The sequence below is a fragment of the Brevundimonas sp. genome (assembly GCF_004210735.1).
GTDB lineage: Bacteria > Pseudomonadota > Alphaproteobacteria > Caulobacterales > Caulobacteraceae > Brevundimonas.
Map to the genome: position 1 here is coordinate 1 of NZ_SDZL01000038.1, position 17,698 is coordinate 17,698.

Annotated in this window: 21 protein-coding genes and 1 riboswitch; of the genes, 8 read left to right on the forward strand and 13 right to left on the reverse strand. The window is 68.9% G+C overall.

Annotation, left to right across the window (positions count from 1 at the left end):
- Both groL and groES read right to left on the reverse strand, forming a co-directional pair.
- A partial coding sequence (gene groL, locus EON91_RS09745) for a chaperonin GroEL (RefSeq protein WP_292094025.1) occupies positions 1-1,322 on the reverse strand: 1,322 nt, incomplete at its 3' end.
- 53 nt (positions 1,323-1,375) lie between these two features.
- The gene (gene groES / locus EON91_RS09750; protein ID WP_123288102.1) at positions 1,376-1,663 is read right to left on the reverse strand and encodes a co-chaperone GroES; all 288 of its coding nucleotides are present in this window, start codon (positions 1,661-1,663) and stop codon (positions 1,376-1,378) included.
- A gap of 238 nt (positions 1,664-1,901) precedes the next feature.
- Here groES and EON91_RS09755 point away from each other — a divergent pair, with 238 nt between their 5' ends.
- Positions 1,902-2,363 (forward strand): hypothetical protein, encoded by a 462-nt coding sequence (locus tag EON91_RS09755; RefSeq protein WP_292094030.1) that lies wholly within the window; start codon positions 1,902-1,904, stop codon positions 2,361-2,363.
- A 47-nt stretch (positions 2,364-2,410) separates the two neighbouring features.
- On the opposite strand, the gene EON91_RS09760 is transcribed toward EON91_RS09755, so the two are convergent.
- Both EON91_RS09760 and pgi read right to left on the reverse strand, forming a co-directional pair.
- The gene (locus EON91_RS09760) at positions 2,411-2,830 is read right to left on the reverse strand and encodes a hypothetical protein (protein WP_292094032.1); all 420 of its coding nucleotides are present in this window, start codon (positions 2,828-2,830) and stop codon (positions 2,411-2,413) included.
- A 5-nt stretch (positions 2,831-2,835) separates the two neighbouring features.
- A complete protein-coding gene (gene pgi, locus EON91_RS09765; RefSeq protein WP_292094034.1) occupies positions 2,836-4,455 on the reverse strand; it encodes a glucose-6-phosphate isomerase in 1,620 nt (539 codons plus the stop codon).
- 101 nt (positions 4,456-4,556) lie between these two features.
- Here pgi and EON91_RS09770 point away from each other — a divergent pair, with 101 nt between their 5' ends.
- A complete protein-coding gene (locus EON91_RS09770; RefSeq protein ID WP_292094036.1) occupies positions 4,557-5,024 on the forward strand; it encodes a hypothetical protein in 468 nt (155 codons plus the stop codon).
- A gap of 4 nt (positions 5,025-5,028) precedes the next feature.
- Here the strand turns inward: EON91_RS09770 and EON91_RS09775 are convergent, their stop codons facing one another.
- From EON91_RS09775 to EON91_RS09790, 4 genes are all read right to left on the reverse strand, one after another.
- Positions 5,029-5,676, reverse strand: a complete 648-nt coding sequence (locus tag EON91_RS09775) for a thioredoxin family protein (RefSeq protein ID WP_292094039.1) — start codon at positions 5,674-5,676, stop codon at positions 5,029-5,031.
- A 23-nt stretch (positions 5,677-5,699) separates the two neighbouring features.
- Positions 5,700-7,880, reverse strand: a complete 2,181-nt coding sequence (locus EON91_RS09780; protein WP_292094042.1) for a thioredoxin family protein — start codon at positions 7,878-7,880, stop codon at positions 5,700-5,702.
- An 85-nt stretch (positions 7,881-7,965) separates the two neighbouring features.
- Positions 7,966-8,424: an OmpA family protein gene (locus EON91_RS09785; protein ID WP_292094044.1), complete on the reverse strand. Its 459-nt coding sequence runs from the start codon at positions 8,422-8,424 to the stop codon at positions 7,966-7,968.
- Between the two features lie 117 nt (positions 8,425-8,541).
- Positions 8,542-8,892 carry a glycine zipper domain-containing protein gene (locus EON91_RS09790; protein ID WP_292094047.1) on the reverse strand — a complete coding sequence of 117 codons (351 nt, stop codon included), beginning with the start codon at positions 8,890-8,892 and terminating at the stop codon, positions 8,542-8,544.
- Between the two features lie 161 nt (positions 8,893-9,053).
- Between EON91_RS09790 and EON91_RS09795 the strand changes: the two genes are divergently transcribed.
- From EON91_RS09795 to EON91_RS09805, 3 genes are read left to right on the forward strand one after another with little or no spacing between them, the layout of a single operon-like run.
- Positions 9,054-9,386 (forward strand): hypothetical protein, encoded by a 333-nt coding sequence (locus tag EON91_RS09795; protein WP_292094049.1) that lies wholly within the window; start codon positions 9,054-9,056, stop codon positions 9,384-9,386.
- Positions 9,387-9,431: 45 nt separating this feature from the next.
- Positions 9,432-10,451 (forward strand): diacylglycerol kinase family protein, encoded by a 1,020-nt coding sequence (locus EON91_RS09800; protein WP_292094052.1) that lies wholly within the window; start codon positions 9,432-9,434, stop codon positions 10,449-10,451.
- Positions 10,451-11,302 carry a metallophosphoesterase gene (locus EON91_RS09805; protein ID WP_292094053.1) on the forward strand — a complete coding sequence of 284 codons (852 nt, stop codon included), beginning with the start codon at positions 10,451-10,453 and terminating at the stop codon, positions 11,300-11,302. The genes EON91_RS09800 and EON91_RS09805 overlap by 1 nt, the downstream gene beginning before the upstream one ends.
- Positions 11,303-11,365: 63 nt before the next feature.
- On the opposite strand, the gene EON91_RS09810 is transcribed toward EON91_RS09805, so the two are convergent.
- The 3 genes from EON91_RS09810 to EON91_RS09820 form a co-directional block, all read right to left on the reverse strand.
- A complete protein-coding gene (locus EON91_RS09810) occupies positions 11,366-11,542 on the reverse strand; it encodes a DUF1328 domain-containing protein (RefSeq protein WP_292094056.1) in 177 nt (58 codons plus the stop codon).
- A gap of 83 nt (positions 11,543-11,625) precedes the next feature.
- The gene (locus EON91_RS09815) at positions 11,626-12,027 is read right to left on the reverse strand and encodes a hypothetical protein (RefSeq protein WP_292094059.1); all 402 of its coding nucleotides are present in this window, start codon (positions 12,025-12,027) and stop codon (positions 11,626-11,628) included.
- The gene (locus EON91_RS09820; RefSeq protein WP_292094061.1) at positions 12,027-12,371 is read right to left on the reverse strand and encodes a DUF883 domain-containing protein; all 345 of its coding nucleotides are present in this window, start codon (positions 12,369-12,371) and stop codon (positions 12,027-12,029) included. The genes EON91_RS09815 and EON91_RS09820 overlap by 1 nt, the downstream gene beginning before the upstream one ends.
- A 133-nt stretch (positions 12,372-12,504) precedes the next feature.
- Between EON91_RS09820 and EON91_RS09825 the strand changes: the two genes are divergently transcribed.
- The 3 genes from EON91_RS09825 (at position 12,505) to EON91_RS09835 (ending at position 14,758) form a co-directional block, all read left to right on the forward strand.
- Complete coding sequence (locus tag EON91_RS09825; protein WP_292094063.1) at positions 12,505-13,164, forward strand: fumarylacetoacetate hydrolase family protein; 660 nt, start codon at positions 12,505-12,507, stop codon at positions 13,162-13,164.
- The gene (gene maiA / locus EON91_RS09830; protein ID WP_292094065.1) at positions 13,161-13,793 is read left to right on the forward strand and encodes a maleylacetoacetate isomerase; all 633 of its coding nucleotides are present in this window, start codon (positions 13,161-13,163) and stop codon (positions 13,791-13,793) included. The genes EON91_RS09825 and maiA overlap by 4 nt, the downstream gene beginning before the upstream one ends.
- Before the next feature lie 74 nt (positions 13,794-13,867).
- Positions 13,868-14,758 (forward strand): aldo/keto reductase, encoded by an 891-nt coding sequence (locus tag EON91_RS09835; RefSeq protein WP_292094067.1) that lies wholly within the window; start codon positions 13,868-13,870, stop codon positions 14,756-14,758.
- Here EON91_RS09835 and EON91_RS09840 read toward each other — a convergent pair.
- Positions 14,742-16,574 carry a TonB-dependent receptor gene (locus EON91_RS09840; RefSeq protein WP_292094070.1) on the reverse strand — a complete coding sequence of 611 codons (1,833 nt, stop codon included), beginning with the start codon at positions 16,572-16,574 and terminating at the stop codon, positions 14,742-14,744. The two genes, EON91_RS09835 and EON91_RS09840, sit on opposite strands and share 17 nt — an antisense overlap.
- Before the next feature lie 147 nt (positions 16,575-16,721).
- Positions 16,722-16,945, reverse strand: a riboswitch (cobalamin riboswitch).
- Positions 16,937-17,641 carry a DUF4328 domain-containing protein gene (locus tag EON91_RS09845; RefSeq protein WP_292094073.1) on the reverse strand — a complete coding sequence of 235 codons (705 nt, stop codon included), beginning with the start codon at positions 17,639-17,641 and terminating at the stop codon, positions 16,937-16,939. It overlaps the preceding riboswitch by 9 nt.
- Positions 17,642-17,698 lie beyond the last annotated feature (57 nt).

Below are 17,698 nucleotides of genomic sequence, written 5' to 3' on the forward strand. Positions count from 1 at the left end.
GCGATGCCGGCGTTCTGGTCGGCGTTGTCGCCCTTGACGTCGGCCAGGATCTTGGAGGCCTTCAGCAGGGCGATGCCGCCGCCCGGAACGATGCCTTCGTCAGCCGCGGCGCGCGTGGCGTTCAGGGCGTCGTCGACGCGGTCCTTCTTTTCCTTGACTTCGACTTCGGTCGAACCGCCGACGCGGAGAACCGCGACGCCGCCGGCCAGCTTGGCCAGACGTTCCTGCAGCTTTTCCTTGTCGTAGTCCGAGGTGGTGTCCTCGATCTGGCGCTTGATCTGGGCCACGCGGGCTTCGATGTCGGCCTTTTCACCCACGCCTTCGACGATGGTGGTGTCGTCCTTGGTGATCGAGACCTTCTTGGCCTTGCCGAGCATGTCCAGGGTGACGGTTTCCAGCTTGATGCCCAGGTCTTCCGAGATGACCTGGCCGCCCGTCAGGATGGCGAGGTCTTCCAGCATGGCCTTGCGGCGGTCGCCGAAGCCCGGCGCCTTGACGGCGGCGACACGCAGGCCGCCGCGCAGCTTGTTGACCACCAGGGTGGCCAGGGCTTCGCCTTCGATGTCCTCGGCGATAATCAGCAGGGGGCGACCCGACTGGACCACGGCTTCCAGGATCGGCAGCATCGGCTGCAGCGAGGTCAGCTTCTTCTCGAACAGCAGGATGAGCGGCTCTTCGAGTTGAACCTCCATCTTGTCGGCGTTGGTGATGAAGTAGGGCGACAGGTAGCCGCGGTCGAACTGCATGCCTTCGACGACGTCGACGGTGGTTTCAGCCGTCTTGGCTTCCTCGACGGTGATCACGCCTTCGTTGCCGACCTTGGCCATGGCCTGGGCGATCAGCTCGCCGATTTCGCTGTCGCCGTTGGCCGAGATGGTGCCGACCTGGGCGATTTCCGAGTTGTTCGAGACGGGCTTGGACTTGTCCTTGATCTCTTGCAGGACCAGGCCGACAGCCTTGTCGATGCCGCGCTTCAGATCCATCGGGTTCATGCCGGCGGCCACGGCCTTGAGGCCTTCCTGCACGATGGCCTGGGCCAGGACAGTCGCGGTGGTGGTGCCGTCACCCGCCTTGTCGTTCGTCTTGGACGCGACTTCGCGGATCATCTGGGCGCCCATGTTTTCGAAGGCGTCTTCCAGCTCGATTTCCTTGGCCACCGAAACGCCGTCCTTGGTCGAGCGCGGGGCGCCGAAGGACTTCTGGATCACGACGTTGCGGCCCTTGGGGCCCAGGGTCACCTTGACGGCGTTGGCGAGGACGTTGACGCCGCGGAGCATCTTGTCACGCGCGTCAGTGTTGAAGTGTACGATTTTAGCGGCCATGCGGGCTGCTCCTATCTATTGATTTCGTTGAAGAAGGTCGTCGATGCGGGTGCTTACGAGAGCACGCCCAGCACGTCGGATTCCTTCATGATGATCAGGTCTTCGCCGTCGATCTTCACTTCCGTGCCCGACCACTTGCCGAACAGGATGCGGTCGCCGGCCTTCAACTCCAGTGCATTGACCTTGCCGCTGTCGTCACGCGCGCCGGGGCCGACGGAGACGACTTCGCCTTCCTGCGGCTTTTCCTTGGCGGTGTCGGGGATGATGATCCCGCCCTTGGTCTTGGATTCTTCTTCCACGCGCTTGACCAGCACGCGGTCGCCGAGAGGACGAAACGCCATCTGATGATCTCCCAATAGGTGTCTGTCTGAGCTTCGGGGAAGCGCCGCTTTGGCAGCCGCCGCACCCGAGTGCTAACGGCCCGGGAGTTAGGCAGGCGACTGCACAGCGTCAAGGGCGCAGACCCGGATCGGTCGCTGAAATCTGACGCCAAAATGAATGACTGGCCTTGGGGTCGTTCAGCCCCGTCCCCTTAAAACGGTCCTCAACGATCAACCGGCGCCCGAAAGGAGCCCAGATATGAAGACCATTTCCAAGATCGGTGCGGGCGCCCTTGCCCCCGCCCTGGCCCTGACCCTGATGGCGGCGGGCCCCGCCGACGCCCAGTCGCGCTATCGCGACCGCAGTGACGACACCGGCCGCAACGCCGTGATCGGCGCGGTGGTCGGCGGTCTGGCCGGTGCGGCCCTGGGTAATGGCGATACTGGCTATATTGCGGGCGGCGCCCTGGCCGGCGCGGCGATCGGGGCTATCGCCTCGGACAACGATCGTGACCGTGATCGCTACAACAGCCGTTACGACTATCGCTACGACAACAGCCGCTACAACAACACCCGCTACAACAACACCCGCTACTATGAGGGTCGCCACTACGACGGCCGCGGCTACTACCGCGACGGGCGTTTCTGGAGGAATCAGGGCGAGTGGCGCAGCAACCAGAACCATCGCAACCGCGACTATCGCTACGATCGTCGCTGGTAGGTGAGGATCAGTCAGGGCCCGGCCGAAAGGTCGGGCCCTTTCTCAATTCACCGGATGGAGGTCGTAAGGGTATAGGCCGCCCGCTCGCCCCGCCGGGCGGCGTTGCGCATCAGGAAGACCCGCACCCGCCAGTCGCCGCCGGCCGTCAGCACGCCGCTATAGTCCGTCACGGTCGATCCCCCCTCGGGCGCGGTCGGATCGCCCGGCGGCAGGACGGTGAAATAGGCGAAGCGGTTCGAGGATCGCATCGACACCGTCAGCCGCTGCCCTTCCCGCGCGTCCAGCACATAATCGACCGTGTCATAGCCGCGGACACGGCCCTGCACCGTCGCGGAATCGGCGCCGCGTGCGAACCGCACGGGCACGGTCCGCGTGGCGTCCGGCAGGGGCGCCTGGGCCGTTGCGGGAACGGCGGTCAGCAGGATCACGGCGACGGCCATCAAGGGGCGAAGGGTGGCGTGAGGCATCGTCTTCATCCGTTCAGGCGGGTCAAAAGGGCGGCGGTGGACGGGTCGAGGTCGGGCGACGGCCCGCCTGCCGCCACGTCCCTCAGGATCGCCTTCGCTAGCACCTTGCCCAGTTCGACGCCCCACTGGTCGAAGCTGTTGATGTCCCAGATCACGCCCTCGACGAAGGTCTTGTGCTCATACAGGGCGATCAGGGCGCCCAGGGTCCGGGGCGTCAGCCGGTCCATGACAATGGCGGTCGACGGGCGGTCGCCGGGGAAGGTCTTGTGCGGGGCCAGCCGATCCGCCTCGACCGCGTCCGCGCCGGACGCAAGAAGCTCGGCGTGCGCCTGATCCTGCGTCTTGCCGACCATCAGCGCCTGCATCTGGGCCAGGGCGTTGGCCCACAGCGGCGATTCCGACGCGTCGCCATGGGTCCGGGCCACGACCACGAACTCTGCCGGCACGACCTGCGGTCCCTGATGAATCTGCTGGAAGAAGGCGTGCTGGCCGTTGGTGCCGGGCTCGCCGAACACGACAGGGCAGGTCTGGCGGCCAACGGGCACGCCGTCGCGGCGCACGCGCTTGCCGTTCGATTCCATCTCCAGCTGCTGCAAAAAGGCGGGCAGGCGGCTCAGGGCGTGGGCATAGGGCGCGACGGTCCGCGCCGGGCGATCCAGCCCGTCGACGTTATAGATCTGGGCCAGGGCCAGCAGCACCGGCGCGTTCGCCTCCAGCGGGGCCTCGACGAAATGCCGGTCCAGTTCCGCCGCGCCCGTCAGGAATTCAGCGAAGGCGTCCCAGCCCAGGCCTATGGCGCACGACAGGCTGACCGCCGACCACAGCGAATAGCGGCCCCCGACCCAGTCGCGGAAGGCGAAGGTGCGGCCACAGCCAAAGGCCGCCGCCCGCTCAGGCGCCGCCGTCACGCCGATGAAATGCTTGTCCATCCCCGCACCCGACAGGCCCGCCGCCAACCAGGCCTTGGCCGCCTCGGCGTTGGCCAGCGTCTCCTGTGTGGTGAAGGTCTTGGAGACGACCACGACCAGCGTGGTTTCCGGATCCAGTCCCGTCAGCGCCTCGGCCATGTCGCGCGGGTCGATATTGGCGACGAAACGCAGATCGACGGCCGGGTCCAGCGGGCGCAGCGCATCCCAGATCATGCGCGGCCCCAGGTCCGACCCGCCGATGCCGATATGGACCAGCGCCCTGAACGGCTTGCCCGTCGCGCCCGTCTCGGCGCCCGACCGGACGGCCGTCGCATAGTCGCGCATCTGGCCACGCACCGTCTCGACCTCGGCCGACACCGCCTCGCCCAGTGCATGAAAGTCGCCCCCGTCCGGGGCACGCAGGGCCGGATGCAGCACGGCCCGCCCCTCGGTCAGGTTGACCGCCTCACCGCCGAACAACGCCGCGCGTCGCCCCTCGACATCGGCCGCGCGGGCCAAGTCCAGCGCGGCCTCGAACCCGGCGCGGGTCCAGCTCTGCTTTGACAGGTCCAGATGCAGGTCCGCCGCACCCACGCTCATTCGCGCCAGCCGGTCCGGATCGACCGCGAACTGGTCGACGATACGGGCGTCGGCGTCGCGGCGCGCCACGGCCTCCATCGCGGTCCATGCGGCGTCGAGGGCGGGATGGGCGGACATGGCGACTCCGGTTTGCGACAGGGGCTCAAGTCCTCGTTTACGGGTCAGGCGTATGCAGGTTCAATCACCGATCGGGAAACGCGCCCGAAAAGGAGTCTTCGATGTCCTGTGGTCTGGCCCTCGCCGCCGTCCTGCTGCTCAGCGATCCCGCCGTGGCGACCGCCGCCGCTGCACCGCCGGTCGCTGCCGCCGCGCCGGTGACGGTGGCGCACGAGCCGCTGTTCGCCGACATCGTCGCCCGCTCGGGTGCGCTGAAGGTCATCGTCGACGGCTGGATCGCTTCGGGCGACACGGCCTTCCTGACCAGCCCCGCCTTCGCCGATTTCAAGACGCGCGCGACCGACCTGGCCGCGCTGGACCTGCAGGGCCACCTGATCCTGAAAGAGCGCGGCACGGACAACGACCTGAAATGCATCCTGCGCGGCATCTCCGAGGACATGCCCAAGAAGGTCGCGGCGGTCGAGGCTGCGCCCAGCGACGCGGAACGCAAGGTCGCGCTGGACGAGCTGGCCTATCTGCTGAACGACAACGTCGAGGTCATCACCTCGCCGCCCCAACCCGAAACCTGATGCCTCAGGCCTGTTCGTCGCCGTACTTGATCGAACAACCATAGGGCTGGGCGAAGGCGGTGCGGACCGGGCGTTTCGCCTCCACATCGTCCAGTGCGGCCTGGACGTAGTTGGTCGCGCCCTGCAGATCCTCGACCTTGTTGGTCGGCCTGTCGTCGATGCCGCCGACGTAGATCAGCCGCCCCTCGGCGTCGATCACCCGCATATCCGGCGTGGTCTTCGCGTCGTACAGACGGCCGACCTGACCGGTCGGATCCAGCAACAGATGGGTGAGGGCGGCGCTGTGTTTCGCCTTCCAGGCCCTGGCCTCGGCCCCTTCGACAAAGCCCTGGGTTCCCGGCGCGGACGAGATGATGGTGAGCCACACCACGCCGTCGGCGGTCGCCGCGCGCTGCAAGGCCTGCATCGCGCCGGTGTAGTGCTTCTTCACATAGGGACAGCCCTCGTTGGTCCATTCCAGAACCACCGTCTTGCCCCGGAAATCGGCCAGCGAGCGCTGAACGCCGTCCGCGTCGACCAGGGTAAAGTTCGGGGCCGTCTGGGTGGCCGAGGCGGTGGCCGTCGGAACGTCGGTCTTCTGCGGGGGCGAGGCGGGTTGCTGACAGGCGGCCAGCAACAGGGCGGCGGAGGCGGCGGTCAGAAGGCGGATCATGGCGAGGTCTCCGATGGCTGGGGTCAACTCCGGCCCGACAGGGCGTCGATCACGACCCCCTCGCCGAGCAGCTGGGGCAGGATGCGCGGCGTGTCGGCGCCGGGCGCGTAGAACAGATACAGCGGAACGCCGGAACGGCCGCGCCGCTCCAGCTCTCGAGTGATGGCGTCGTCGCGGCGGGTCCAGTCGCCGACCAGATAGACGGCGTTCGCTGCTGTCATCGCCTCGACCACACGAGCGGACGACAGGGCGCCGCGCTCGTTGATCTTGCAGGTGACGCACCAGTCGGCGGTGAAATTGACCAGCACCGGCCGCCCCTCGGCCCGCGCGGCGGCGACCGCCGCCTCCGACCACGGCTGCGACGCCAGCGCACCGCTGGGCGGAACCTCGCCCGCCGGAACCGCAGGCGCGCGCAGGCCCAGCCAGCCGAACGCGGCGAAAGCGATCAGGGTGATGAGGACGGCGATCAGGGCCAGACGCCCGGGACGGCCCTCGGCCCGCTCCTTCTGGCGCAGGCCGAACAGCCATAACGTCAGCGACGCCAGCAGTCCGGAGACGAACAGCAGGGCCAGCGCATCCGGCCCCGCCTGACGCATGAACACCCAGGCCAGCCACAGGGCCGCACCGTACATGGGGAAGGCCAGCAGCGCCTTCAGCCGCTCCATCCACGCCCCGGGACGCGGGAACCGGCGCAGCAGCCCCGGTGACAGGCTGATGGCCACATAGGGCAGGGCCAGCCCCAGCCCCAGCATCGCGAACACCGCCAGCGCCATCGGCCACGGCATCAGCAACGCCGCGCCCAGCGCCACGGCCATGAAGGGCGCCGTGCAGGGCGCCGCCACCACCACGGCCAGAACGCCGGTGAAGAAGGCGCCGGCGCCCCCGGGCAGGCGCGACAGACGCCCCTGCCCCGCCGCCTGCAAGCCGCCACCGATCTCGAACACGCCCGACAGGTTCAGACCCACCGCCAGCATCAACAGGGCCAGGCCGCCCACCACCGCCGGCGATTGCAGTTGGAAGCCCCAGCCGATCGCCTGCCCGCCCGCACGCAAGGCCAGAAGCGCGCCCGCCAGCGTCAGGAAGGCGGCCAGCACCCCCGCCAGAAAGGCCAGGCCGTCGCGCCGCGCCTCGCCCGGATCATGCGCCGACCGCGCCAGCGACGCCGCCTTCATCGCCAATATGGGAAAGACGCAGGGCATCAGGTTCAGGATCAATCCGCCCAGCAGAGCGAACAGCGCCGCCTGCGCGAACCCGCCCAGGCCGCTCGCGGCGCCGGTAGTCGTCTCGTCGGTGGACAGGGCTCCGTCGCCCGCCGCGCCCGCCAGCGCCGGCCCCGGCGCCGCCTCGATCTCCCAGGCGCCGGCGTCGGTCATCAGCACCCCGGCGATGGGACTGCCCAGGCCATTGGCCAGCAGCCCCCGCCCGCCCTTGATCTTCAGGGTGACGCCGTCCGGCCCGCGCTCGCCGGTCTGGACCGCCGCATGGTCGATCAGCCCGCCCTTGAAGGGGAAGAAGAAGGCTTGGCGCGGCGCGGCACCGGTCAGCGGTCCGCCCGTCGCCGTCAGGGTCAGCACGCCGTCCGCCATCATGGCGCGGGCCGTGATCCCCGCCGGACGGGCCGCGCCCTCGACCACCGCCTGGATCGCCGCGCCATGTTTGGGATCCAGCGGCGCCGCCCCCTCACGCACAGGCAGGTCTAGCGCCAGCGTCAGCTCATCCGGCACGCACATCTCGTCACTGCACACCATGAACAGGGCGTCGGCGCTCAGATGAAGCGTCTCACCGGGGCGCGCCGAGGCCGGGACCTCGATCGGCACGGGCAGATAAACGACGCCCGAATAGCCGAAATTCATCAGCGTCTGCAGCCGCTGACGCTCCGGCAGAGGCCAGACGATATCCCCCGCCGTCACCCCGCCCAACAAGGTCCAGTCCAGCGTCGTCGGCCCGCCGGAATCGCCCGGATTGCGCCAGTAGGTATGCCAGCCCCGCTCGATCTTCTGACGCACGGCGACAATGACGGTCGAGCCGGGCGTCGCCCAAGCGCTCATTGGGACCAGTTCCGCCTCGATCCGCTCCGTGCGCTGGGGGCCCGTCGCAGCCAGCGGCGCCGAGGACTGACCCTGGGCCTCAACGCGCGTCGGCCCGGCCGCCAGCCCGGTCAGGGCGAGGGTCAGGGCGGCCAGCAGCAAGGTTACAAGGCGCAAGGGGCGGGTTCCATTCGTCGGATCACCCACCCTAGCCAAGCCGCGCCGTCCGGACCACCGCCCGCGACCGCCCGCCGCACAACACCTAGCGCCGCGCAGCCTCGATCAGGATTTCGGTGCGGCGCCGCATCGGCTCCAGCGCGCCATCGGCGGCCACCGCGCCATCGGCGCCCGCGGCCCCCACCTCGAACACCGGCCGGGGCAGGCCCGCCGCCAGCAAGGCCTCGGCCACCGTGCGGGCGCGCTGTTCGGACAGGGTCATATTGGTCGCCGACGTCCCCGTGCGCGCATCGGCCAACCCCAGCACCCGAACACGGCGGATGTCGCAGCCCTGCAACCGGGTGGCGTTCAAACTGATCGCCTCACGCGCGGCGTCGGTCAGCCGCGCCTGGCTGTCGGCGAAATAGACCTCGAACCGCTGCGGCGCGCAGTGGGTCGGATCCCGAACCAGATCGTCCCGGTTCCGGAACGGGCTGACGGGCGCGCACGCCGCCGCCAGCAGGCCGGAGCACAGGACAAATCCGATGATGGTTTGATGTTTCATACCAACCCCCGATGATGGCCGGACAGCCCGCCGGCTTCAGAAATGAAAAAAGCGGCCCGCCAGACGACGGGCCGCTTCCTCAAGATCTCGACGTGACCGGTCAGCGGTCACCCGCGATCAATAGCGGCGCGAACCGTCTTCCCAATAGCATTCGCTCTGACGGCCATCGTAGCAGTAGTAATAGGAGCGGCGCTGGTTGTCGTAGTAGCGCTGCTGGTTGTTGCGGTCCTGGTTTGAGCCACGGATAACGCCGGCCGCGCCACCGGCGATAGCGCCAATCGCGGCGCCGGTCGCGGCGCTGCCGCCGCCGACGTTGTTGCCGATCGCAGCGCCGGCCACGGCGCCGATAGCCGCGCCGATAGCGCCCTGACGCGCAGCTTCATTGTTGCTCGAGCCGCCGTACGGGTCGCTGGCGCAGGCAGAAGCCAGCAAACCGGCGCCTGCGATCGCGAGAATGGTCTTGTTCATGAGTGATCCCTTCATCCCTCTGGTTCGCCCCCGAGGCGAGAACGCTGGATCACTGTCCCGGTTCCGCGCCTATGCTGACGGTTAAGGCTGTATTAAGCTGATCCCCAAACCTCGTTCGTCGAGGTTCATGGGGGTTGGATCTCTCCACGGGGGTTGTTTCGATGCGTTTTCCTGAACCTGTCCGGATGGCGGACGGCGGTGATCACGGGCCGGTCTGGGCGCGCTCGCGCAAGCGGGGCTCGGCCGGGCCGTTCGTCGGTTTCCTGGTCACCCTGCTGGCGCTGTTCGGCGCCCTGGTCATCATTCTGGCGATCAAGGAGAAGTCGGTCGCCGGCGCCGGGGCCAAGGTCGACGGCTGGGTCGCCACCGGCTGGGGTTACGCCCTGACGGCGGTCGGCAAGGCCCCGGAAAAGGCCGGCCACGTCGCCACCCGCACGGGCGACGCCCTGGCGGCGGGCGCCCAGGGCGCGGCGGACGAACTTCGCAAGGAATAGTCCCGCTTCGGCGGAACACGGCTTGGTGCGGCGCGTTCGGGCGGCATGCCTGACGCTATATCCAAAACCCCCGCCAAGGCCCGGCGTAAGCCGGCCTCAAGGACCGGCCTGACCGCAGCGGCGCCCACGTCGCGGGCCGCCGCGGTGGCCGCCGACGCCGTGGCGGAACGTCGGGCCGTCACTGTCCACACCCCGATCCGGCGCGTGACCATGCTGGTCAATCCCCTGTCGGGCAGCGTCGGTCCCCAGGCCGCGGCCGAGGCCGAGGCTCTGCTGGCGGAATACGCCTGCGAGGCCCAGGTGGTGGCGCTGGAGGCGGGGGCCTTCGACCAGCAGATCGCCGACGCTCTGGCGGACAAGCCGGATGTCCTGTTCGTGCTGGCCGGCGACGGCACCGCCCGATCCGTGGCCGCCCGCGCCGGGATCGATGGGCCACTGATCGCGCCCCTGCCCGGCGGCACCATGAACATGCTGCCCAAGGCGCTGTACGGCACCACCGATTGGAAAGCCGCCCTGCGTTCTGCGCTCGAGGACGGCGAACCGCGGGCCGTCGCGGGCGGCGAAGTCGAGGGCGAGGCCTTCTACTGCGCCGCCATCCTGGGGTCGCCCGCCCTGTGGGCCCCGGCGCGCGAGGCGATCCGCACCGGCAAGCTGAAGAAGGCCTTCGGTCTGGCGCGACGCGCACTGCGACGGGCTTTCTCGGGCCGTATCCGCTATGAGCTGGACGGCCAGCGCGGCCGCCGCACCGAAGCCTTGGTCCTGATCAGCCCGATGATCTCCAGGGCGATGGACGCCCCCACGGGACTGGAGGCCGCGGCCATGGACCCGGGCAGCGCCGCCGACGCGTTTCGTCTGGCCGCGCACGCACTGTTCGACGACTGGCGCCAGGATCCGGCCGTCCTGACGCGGCCGACGAAAACCGTTCGGGTCCGCGCCCGTTCGCGCATTCCCGCCGTGATCGACGGGGAGCCCAAGCTGCTGGGTCTCAATGCCCAGGTCCGGTTCCTGCCGCGCGCCTTCATGGCCCTGACGCCCCGCCCGGCCGCCGCCGAGGACAGTGTCTGATGGGGCGTGTCCTGCAGTTCTCGGACGTGCATTTCGGCTGCGAACACGTCCACGCCTGCGCCGCCGCCCTGGACTACGCCCACGCCACGCCCGCCGACCTGATCCTGGTGACGGGCGACATCACCCAGCGCGGCTTTCCCGAGGAATTCGCGGCGGCGGGCGACTGGATCCGCGCCCTGCCGGAGCCGGTCTTCGTCACCGTCGGCAACCACGACGTGCCTTACTGGGATGTGGTGGCGAGGCTGTTCCATCCCTGGCGGGCGTTCGAGCGGGCGACGGGCCACCCCGCCCATGACCACCAGTTTCTGGGCCAGCGGGTGATGGTGCGTGGTGTGACCACGGCGCGCGGCTGGCAGGCCCGCCCCAACTGGTCCAAGGGCGTGATCGATCTGAACCAGACGCGCCGCGCGGCCGAAGCCCTGCGTCAGGCGCCGCCCGGAGCGCTGCGCATCCTGGCCTGTCACCATCCCCTGATCGAGATGATCGGCGCCCCCATGACCGGCGAGGTCAAGCGCGGCGACGAAGCGGCCCTGATCTTCGCCGAGGCGGGGGTTGATCTGGTGATGAGTGGCCATGTTCATGTGCCGTTCGCCCTGCCGATCGACCTGGCGGACCGCTGTTCCTATGCGATCGGCTGCGGGACGCTGTCACATCGCGAGCGGGGTGCGCCGCCCGGTTTCAACCAGATCGACTGGGACGGAAACGAGATCGTGGTCACAGCCCTGGCCTGGCGCGGGTCCGCGTTCGAGCCGGCGGAGGTGTGGCGTCTGCCGCGCCGACAGGACACCCGCCGCCCGGAAACCGCCCCCAGCCCCTTCAAGCCCACGCCGTCCGAAGAAGCCCTTCGCTGAGCCAGTCATAAAAAAGGGCCGCGGCGAACCGCGACCCTTTGATTCCGACATGTCGGATCCCGGCTATATTCGAGGGGTCCGGCCGCGCAGTCCGCCCGCCACCAGGGCGATGACGAACAGGATGATCGCGATCACGGCGACGAATTTGGCGATCTCGAACGAGAAGTTGGCGATGCCGCCAAAGCCGAGAACGGCGGCGATCAGCGCGATGACGAGGAAGATAATGGCCCAACGGATCATGGGGTCCCTCCGGAAAGTTGGCGTGGACGGGGCCATGTGACCCACGTGATCAACCAACGTTCCGAAGGCGTAGCCGTTCCGTCCTAACGACGTTTGCGGCTCGGACTCTTTTCCGTGAAGGCCGCCGCCACCATAGTGGCCAGCGCCGGATTGCGCAGGAAGATCCAGCCCCCCGCCAGCGCCGCCGTGGTGGCCAGGATCGGGCGATTGCGGAACAGCATCAGCGCGCGGGTGGTCAGGCCACCATCGCCCATATGATCCTCATCCTCATCATCCTCGCCGTCCGCCCGTTTCAGGAAAACAAAACAGACCACCAGCGCCAGAACGACAAACAGGGCGGCCGTCATCGCCGCCGCGCCCAGAGGCGTCAGCACCAGAGCAAGGGCGTAATAGAGGGTCGCGCCCAGCGCCACGACGGCGACGAAGGCGGCGCCGGCCGCCACCGCCATGGCGACCAGACGATTCACCAGCCCCCTGCCCAGCATCAGCGACGCCGACCGGACAGCAGCAGGCCGATCACCACGCCGACGCCCAGGGCGATGGCGGTGGACTGGACCGGTCGCTCCTGCACCCGCTCGACGATATAGCGCTGCGCCTCGTCCAGCTTCTCGCTGGCGTCGTCATAGTAATCACGACCCCGCACGCGGGCCTGGTCGTAATAGCCGCGAGCACGCTCGCGCAGTTCGTCGCCCTTTTCACGCAGGCGGGCGTCGGCCTCGGCGGCCTTCTCGCGCAGACGCTGCGTTTCTTCACGGGCGCCGACTTTCAGATCCTCCTTGAGGGTCTTCAGGTCAGCCTTGATGTCTTCTCGAGCCTTGGTGGTGGCCATGGTGCGCGCTCCGGGTCTAAGCTTGGCGGTAAAATAGGGAACCCCGCCACGGAACGCCACACCCCAAAGGGGGTTCCCGCAACGCAGCATGCGGCGTGCTGGCGCACCGCCGTTTCCATGCCTAGAAAAGCGCATGACCGCCTGGCTGTTCCCTCCCGCCGCAACGCCCTCCCTGCCTGTCCACGGCCGGGTCGAACGCTTTCCTGTTCGCCGCATCCTGTGCGTGGGCCAGAATTACGCCGCCCATGCGCGTGAAATGGGCGGCGACCCCGACCGGGCCCCGCCCTTCTTCTTCGCCAAGCCCGCCGACGCGGTGGTGACCGACGGCGCCGATCCGGCCTGGCCGGGCGCCACGGCGGATCTGCATTTCGAGGTCGAACTGGTCGCCGCCATCGGGCCGGACGGGATCGCCGGCTGGGCCGTGGGCGTCGATCTGACGCGTCGCGATATTCAGGCTCTGGCCAAGAAAGCCGGCCGCCCCTGGGACGCCGCCAAGGGGTTCGATCAGTCCGCGCCCTGCGGCGCCCTGCATCTGGGCGCCCTGCCCGATCCGGCGGCGCGCATCGCCCTGTCGGTCAATGGCCAGACGCGTCAGTCGGCCCGGTTGGACAACATGATCTGGAACCCAGCCGAGGTGCTGGAACAGGCGGGTCGTCTGTGGGATGTGCGCGCAGGCGACCTGATCTTCACCGGCACGCCCGAGGGCGTCGGCTCCCTGAACCCCGGCGACCGGGTCGAGGCGACGATCGAGGGTCTGCCGTCCCTGACCTTCATCATGGGAGGCCTCGCATGATCCTGCACGGCTACTGGCGCTCGGGCACCTCGTACCGGGTCCGCATCGCCCTGAATTTGAAGGGGATCGCCTGTCAGACGGCGCCGCTGGATCTGCGCAAGGCCGAGCAGAAGTCCGACGCCTATCTGGCGCTGAACCCGCAAGGGCTGGTTCCGGCGCTGGAGAGCGAGGGCGTCGTCCTGACCCAGAGCCCCGCTATTCTGGAATGGATGGAAGAGACACATCCGACCCCGCCGCTGCTGCCCGCCGATCCCCAGGGCCGGGCGCAGGTCCGGGCCATGGCGGCCCTGATCGGCTGCGACATCCACCCGCTGAACAATCTCCGCGTCCTGAAGGCGCTGAAAGACGATTTCGGCGCCGATCAGGCTGCGACCGACGCCTGGGCCGCGCGCTGGATCACGACGGGCTTCGACGCGCTGGAGACGCTGGTCACGCGCCACGGCGCCGGGTGGTGCTTCGGTGATTCGCCCACCCTGACCGACTGCTACCTGATCCCGCAGCTCTACTCGGCCCGGCGCTTCCATGTTGCTCTGGAGCGCTGGCCCCGCCTGCTGGCCGTAGAAGCGGCGGCCGAGGCCCATCCGGCCTTTCTGGCCGCCCATCCGGACCGGCAGCCGGACGCCGATTAAGGCTTACGGCCGGTAACCCTCATTCCGTGCGCCGGTCAGCAATGCCTTAAGCATTGCGCGCGCAGGATCGAACGGTGAGATCCGCCTGTCCGACATCTCCGGCCGCCCGCCTCGCCCTCGCGGTGGTGACCGAGCCCGAGCGCGCCGTGCCCGTTCCGTCGGGCGCGCGCGAGGACGCCCTGCGCCTGTTGCTCCAGACCGCCGCCGACGGCGGGGTTGGCCTGGTCGCCACCCGTCCCGACGGCGATGGCGAGCGGTTGCTGGGCCAGGCCTGGCCCTTCCCGTCGCCCTTCCGCGTCACCGTGCGCACCGTCTCCCTGGCCGAGGGTTTGGATCGGGTCGAAGCCCGCGCCCGCCGCTCGTTGGAGCGGATGGGCCTGCCGCGCGGCGAGGTCCTGCTGGCCGCCAGCGCCGACGACCTGGCCGGGGCCGAGGGCCGCGCCCTGTGGGACCGGATGCAGGCGCTCAAGGATCGCGGCCTGTTCCGCAAAATCGGCTTCTGCTGCGAGGTCGAGGACGGCCCCGCCCTGCTGGCCCGCCGCTTCCAGCCCGATGTGGTGCAACTGCCCTGCAATCTGCTGGACCAGCGCGCCATCCAGTCCGGCGCCCTGTCCGAACTGGCGGCGCTGGGCATCGCGGTTCACGTCTCGTCCGTTTTCGCCGACGGCCTGCTGTTCATGAACGGCGACCTGCTGCCCGCGCACGAGCCGCTGGGCGCCGCCCTGTCGCGCGTTCGCCGTCGTCTGGCCGAAGCCCGGATCGACCCGATGCAGGCCACCCTGGCCTTCACCCTTGGCCTGGACGAAGTCTCGGCCGTGGTCGCCAGCGTCGCCTCGGCCGCCGAACTGCGCGCCGTGCTGGCCGCCGCCCACGCGCCCCGGCCCGATGTGGACTGGAGCGCGCTGGCGCTGGAACGGCCGGCGGCCATGGCCGCCGGCCGCCTGTCGATCAGTAGCGCAGCCTGATCCCGACATAGCCGGACCGACCGGGCTCGCCGTAACCCAGCACCTGCTGATACCGCTCGTCCGCCAGGTTCTCGACCCGTGCCGTCAGGTCGACGTTGGGCGTCAGGGCGTATGAACCGTTCAGGTTCGCGGTGACAAAGCCCTCACGCACGCCGCCGGCGTCGTCCTGATCGTCCTCGGCCCGCACCGTCAGGGCGCTCGACAGCCTCTCTCCGGTCCAGCCCAGGGTGACGGACCCCGAATTTTCCGGATTACGCAGCAGTCGCTTGCCCGTCGTGCGATCCACGGCGTCGGTCCAGGCATAGGCCAGGCTCAGGTCGAACCCGCCGCCCAGGATGGCGCGGCCTTCCAGCTCAACCCCGTCGGTGCGGGTCTTGTCCAGATTCACATAGACGGCGGCATAGGTCGGCGGCGGCGCCAGATAGAAGATCTGATCCTCGACATTCAGCTGATAGACCGTCGCCCGCGCCTCCAGACGCCCGTCAGCGGTGCGATAGCCCAGGGCCAGCTCGACGCTGTCGGCGGTCTCGGGCCGCAGCGTCGGCCACGGCTTCGGCGCCGAACAATAGTCGCAAACCGCCTGGCTGATCGACGGGGCCTTGAAACCCGTGCCGTAGGCCCCCGACACGGTGAAGCCCGCGCCCAGGTCGAACGCCGCCGACGCCCGGCCCGTCGTTTTGGAGCCGAAATCGTCGGTATCGTCCCAGCGCAGCGCGCCGGTCACGGTCAGGCGTTCGCCCGCTCGCCAGTTGGCGACGGCGAAGACCGAGGTGGTTCCCAGCTCTTCCGACGTCCCGCTGGACAGGCTGCCCGACGTGTCCTCACGTTCGGCCCCGAAGGCGTAGCCCAGACGCTCGCCCAGGGCCCGGCCGTTCGCCTGCCAGCGCCAGACCTGACGGTCGGCCTCGAACTGCGACGGATAGGCGGACTGGAGCGACCGCTCGATGTCCGAGGTCGAAAGGCTGAACTCGTGACCCAGCCCCGCGAAGGCCGTGCTCAGACGGATCTGGCCGGACTGCTGTTCCGTTTCGCTGGTGTCCGAGGTGTCGCCGAAGGTGAAGGCGGGCGTGTAGCCGTCCAGATCGGCCTCACCCTTCGACCAGCGATAGGAGCCGTTGACCGTGGCCTTGTCGCTGACGGCATAGCGGCCCTTCACCCCGGCGGTCCAGTTCAGGAAACCGTCGGCCTCGGTATTGCCGTCGCGCTCGTCGGCGACCGAAATCCCGTCCGTGTTGAAGCGCGAGACGAAGGCGCCGATGGCGTAGCGATCGTTGGCCACGCCGCCGGCCAGCCGGTGACGCAGCGTGCCGAAACTGCCCGCCTCGACCTCGGCGCGCAGACCGTCGATCTCGCGCGTGGTGAAGGCGATCACCCCGCCGATGGCGTCGGAGCCCCACAGCGACGACTGCGGGCCCGACAGGACCTCGATCCGCTCGACCTCGGCCAGCTCCAGGCCCGAGAAATCATAGGCGCCATTCAGTTCGGCCGCGTCATTGACCGGCACGCCGTCGACCAGCACCAGGGTCTTGCCCGGCGTGGCGCCGCGCATCCGCACCTGGGCGATGCCCCCGAAGGCGCCGGTGCGCACCACCGACAGGCCGGGCACATCGGCCAGGATGTCGGCGGCGAAGACCGCGCCGCGTTGCTGGATGGTCTTGTCGTCGATGACCCGGGCGCCCGGCGTTTCCGACACGATGGCCGGAACGCGGGTCGCGGTGACCACGACCTCTTCCAGTTCATCGGCCTGTTGCGCAAAGGCGGGCGAAGCGAAGGCGGCCGCCAGGGCGGCGGTGGACAGCAGAATTGAGCGGCGCATGGCCGAACTCCGTCATAAGCCCGGCGACGGCGCGCGCGCGGACATGCAAAAGCGACCGATCCGCCGAGCAGGGCTCGGACGGCGCAGGGATCGGGTCGCTTCGACGGAACAGTTCAGTCCCCGCGCCTCTGTCTGGTCCCGGACAGCGGACGAGCGACGCAGGCGGCCAGGTCTCCTGGCTTGCGGGTCAACAACCGTTCGTCCTCGCCTTCCCAAACCCGAAGATTCAGTGGCGCCGGGATCTCTCCCGGACGGACGACAGTCTCGCCGCCTACAGTTGCGGGCACAGCCGCGGTGTCTGACCGCGTTCCCTTAACCGCCTTGGCGCGCTTTTCGCAGGTGCGAAGCGTGGCCGCAAGTCGTCAGGGCGCCCAGGCGGGTTGGGTAGCCTCCGACGGCGCGATGCGACCGGCGCCGATCAACTCGGTCTGACGCGCCGAGATTGGCCCGGCGATCCGCAGAAACAGCACGCCGGCCGCGATGTGCAGCACCGTGCCCGCGATCGTCACCACTGCGGTGAGCATCAGCGCCAGCACCGTTATAGCGTTCTTGCTCATGAGGTTGCTGAGGCTAAGCGCCAGATTACCGACAAGGACCAACCCCCACCACCAGCGCATCATGAGCGGGTCTCGCAGGCCCATCCAGCGATCCGGCGCCAGACTGGTCCGCCACAGCTCGCTGGCGACGCCATAGGGCTTCCACAAGGAGACCAGCGGGATCACGAAGCCCCACAGGGCCCAGGCTGGCGAATTCTCCACCCCGGCGCTGAAGGCGTTGGCGTTGTTCGTCGCCCGGTAGAACCATTTGAGCGTCAAGAAACCGGCGACGAAATAGGCCAGCACCCAAACCAGGCTGGCCACGGTGGTCGCGACCATCTCCAGATCGCCACCCGGCAGGACGTCCATCTCGGTCATGCCCATGTCGGACGGCAGGCCCGCCAAAAGCGAAAGGCGGTAGCCCGTCGCCGCCACGAGCGCGCCGGACGCCAGCAGATAGACTATCGCCCACCCGCGCACCGCGCCCCACAAGCGGTCGATCGGCCGCGCCGTGTAAGTGTTCTTCGCCATCGAAACAGGCCCTCCCCGTGCACAATCACGCATTGTATTGGGAAAAGGGCAAGGCGG

Coding starts and splice junctions, on each gene's coding strand:
- groES (WP_123288102.1), bottom strand. CDS start 1,663: ATGGCGTTTCGTCCTCTCGGCGACCGCGTGCTGGTCAAGCGCGTGGAA.
- EON91_RS09755 (WP_292094030.1), top strand. CDS start 1,902: ATGAAGACCATTTCCAAGATCGGTGCGGGCGCCCTTGCCCCCGCCCTG.
- EON91_RS09760 (WP_292094032.1), bottom strand. CDS start 2,830: ATGCCTCACGCCACCCTTCGCCCCTTGATGGCCGTCGCCGTGATCCTG.
- pgi (WP_292094034.1), bottom strand. CDS start 4,455: ATGTCCGCCCATCCCGCCCTCGACGCCGCATGGACCGCGATGGAGGCC.
- EON91_RS09770 (WP_292094036.1), top strand. CDS start 4,557: ATGTCCTGTGGTCTGGCCCTCGCCGCCGTCCTGCTGCTCAGCGATCCC.
- EON91_RS09775 (WP_292094039.1), bottom strand. CDS start 5,676: ATGATCCGCCTTCTGACCGCCGCCTCCGCCGCCCTGTTGCTGGCCGCC.
- EON91_RS09785 (WP_292094044.1), bottom strand. CDS start 8,424: ATGAAACATCAAACCATCATCGGATTTGTCCTGTGCTCCGGCCTGCTG.
- EON91_RS09790 (WP_292094047.1), bottom strand. CDS start 8,892: ATGAACAAGACCATTCTCGCGATCGCAGGCGCCGGTTTGCTGGCTTCT.
- EON91_RS09795 (WP_292094049.1), top strand. CDS start 9,054: ATGCGTTTTCCTGAACCTGTCCGGATGGCGGACGGCGGTGATCACGGG.
- EON91_RS09800 (WP_292094052.1), top strand. CDS start 9,432: ATGCCTGACGCTATATCCAAAACCCCCGCCAAGGCCCGGCGTAAGCCG.
- EON91_RS09805 (WP_292094053.1), top strand. CDS start 10,451: ATGGGGCGTGTCCTGCAGTTCTCGGACGTGCATTTCGGCTGCGAACAC.
- EON91_RS09810 (WP_292094056.1), bottom strand. CDS start 11,542: ATGATCCGTTGGGCCATTATCTTCCTCGTCATCGCGCTGATCGCCGCC.
- EON91_RS09815 (WP_292094059.1), bottom strand. CDS start 12,027: ATGCTGGGCAGGGGGCTGGTGAATCGTCTGGTCGCCATGGCGGTGGCG.
- EON91_RS09820 (WP_292094061.1), bottom strand. CDS start 12,371: ATGGCCACCACCAAGGCTCGAGAAGACATCAAGGCTGACCTGAAGACC.
- EON91_RS09825 (WP_292094063.1), top strand. CDS start 12,505: ATGACCGCCTGGCTGTTCCCTCCCGCCGCAACGCCCTCCCTGCCTGTC.
- maiA (WP_292094065.1), top strand. CDS start 13,161: ATGATCCTGCACGGCTACTGGCGCTCGGGCACCTCGTACCGGGTCCGC.
- EON91_RS09840 (WP_292094070.1), bottom strand. CDS start 16,574: ATGCGCCGCTCAATTCTGCTGTCCACCGCCGCCCTGGCGGCCGCCTTC.
- EON91_RS09845 (WP_292094073.1), bottom strand. CDS start 17,641: ATGGCGAAGAACACTTACACGGCGCGGCCGATCGACCGCTTGTGGGGC.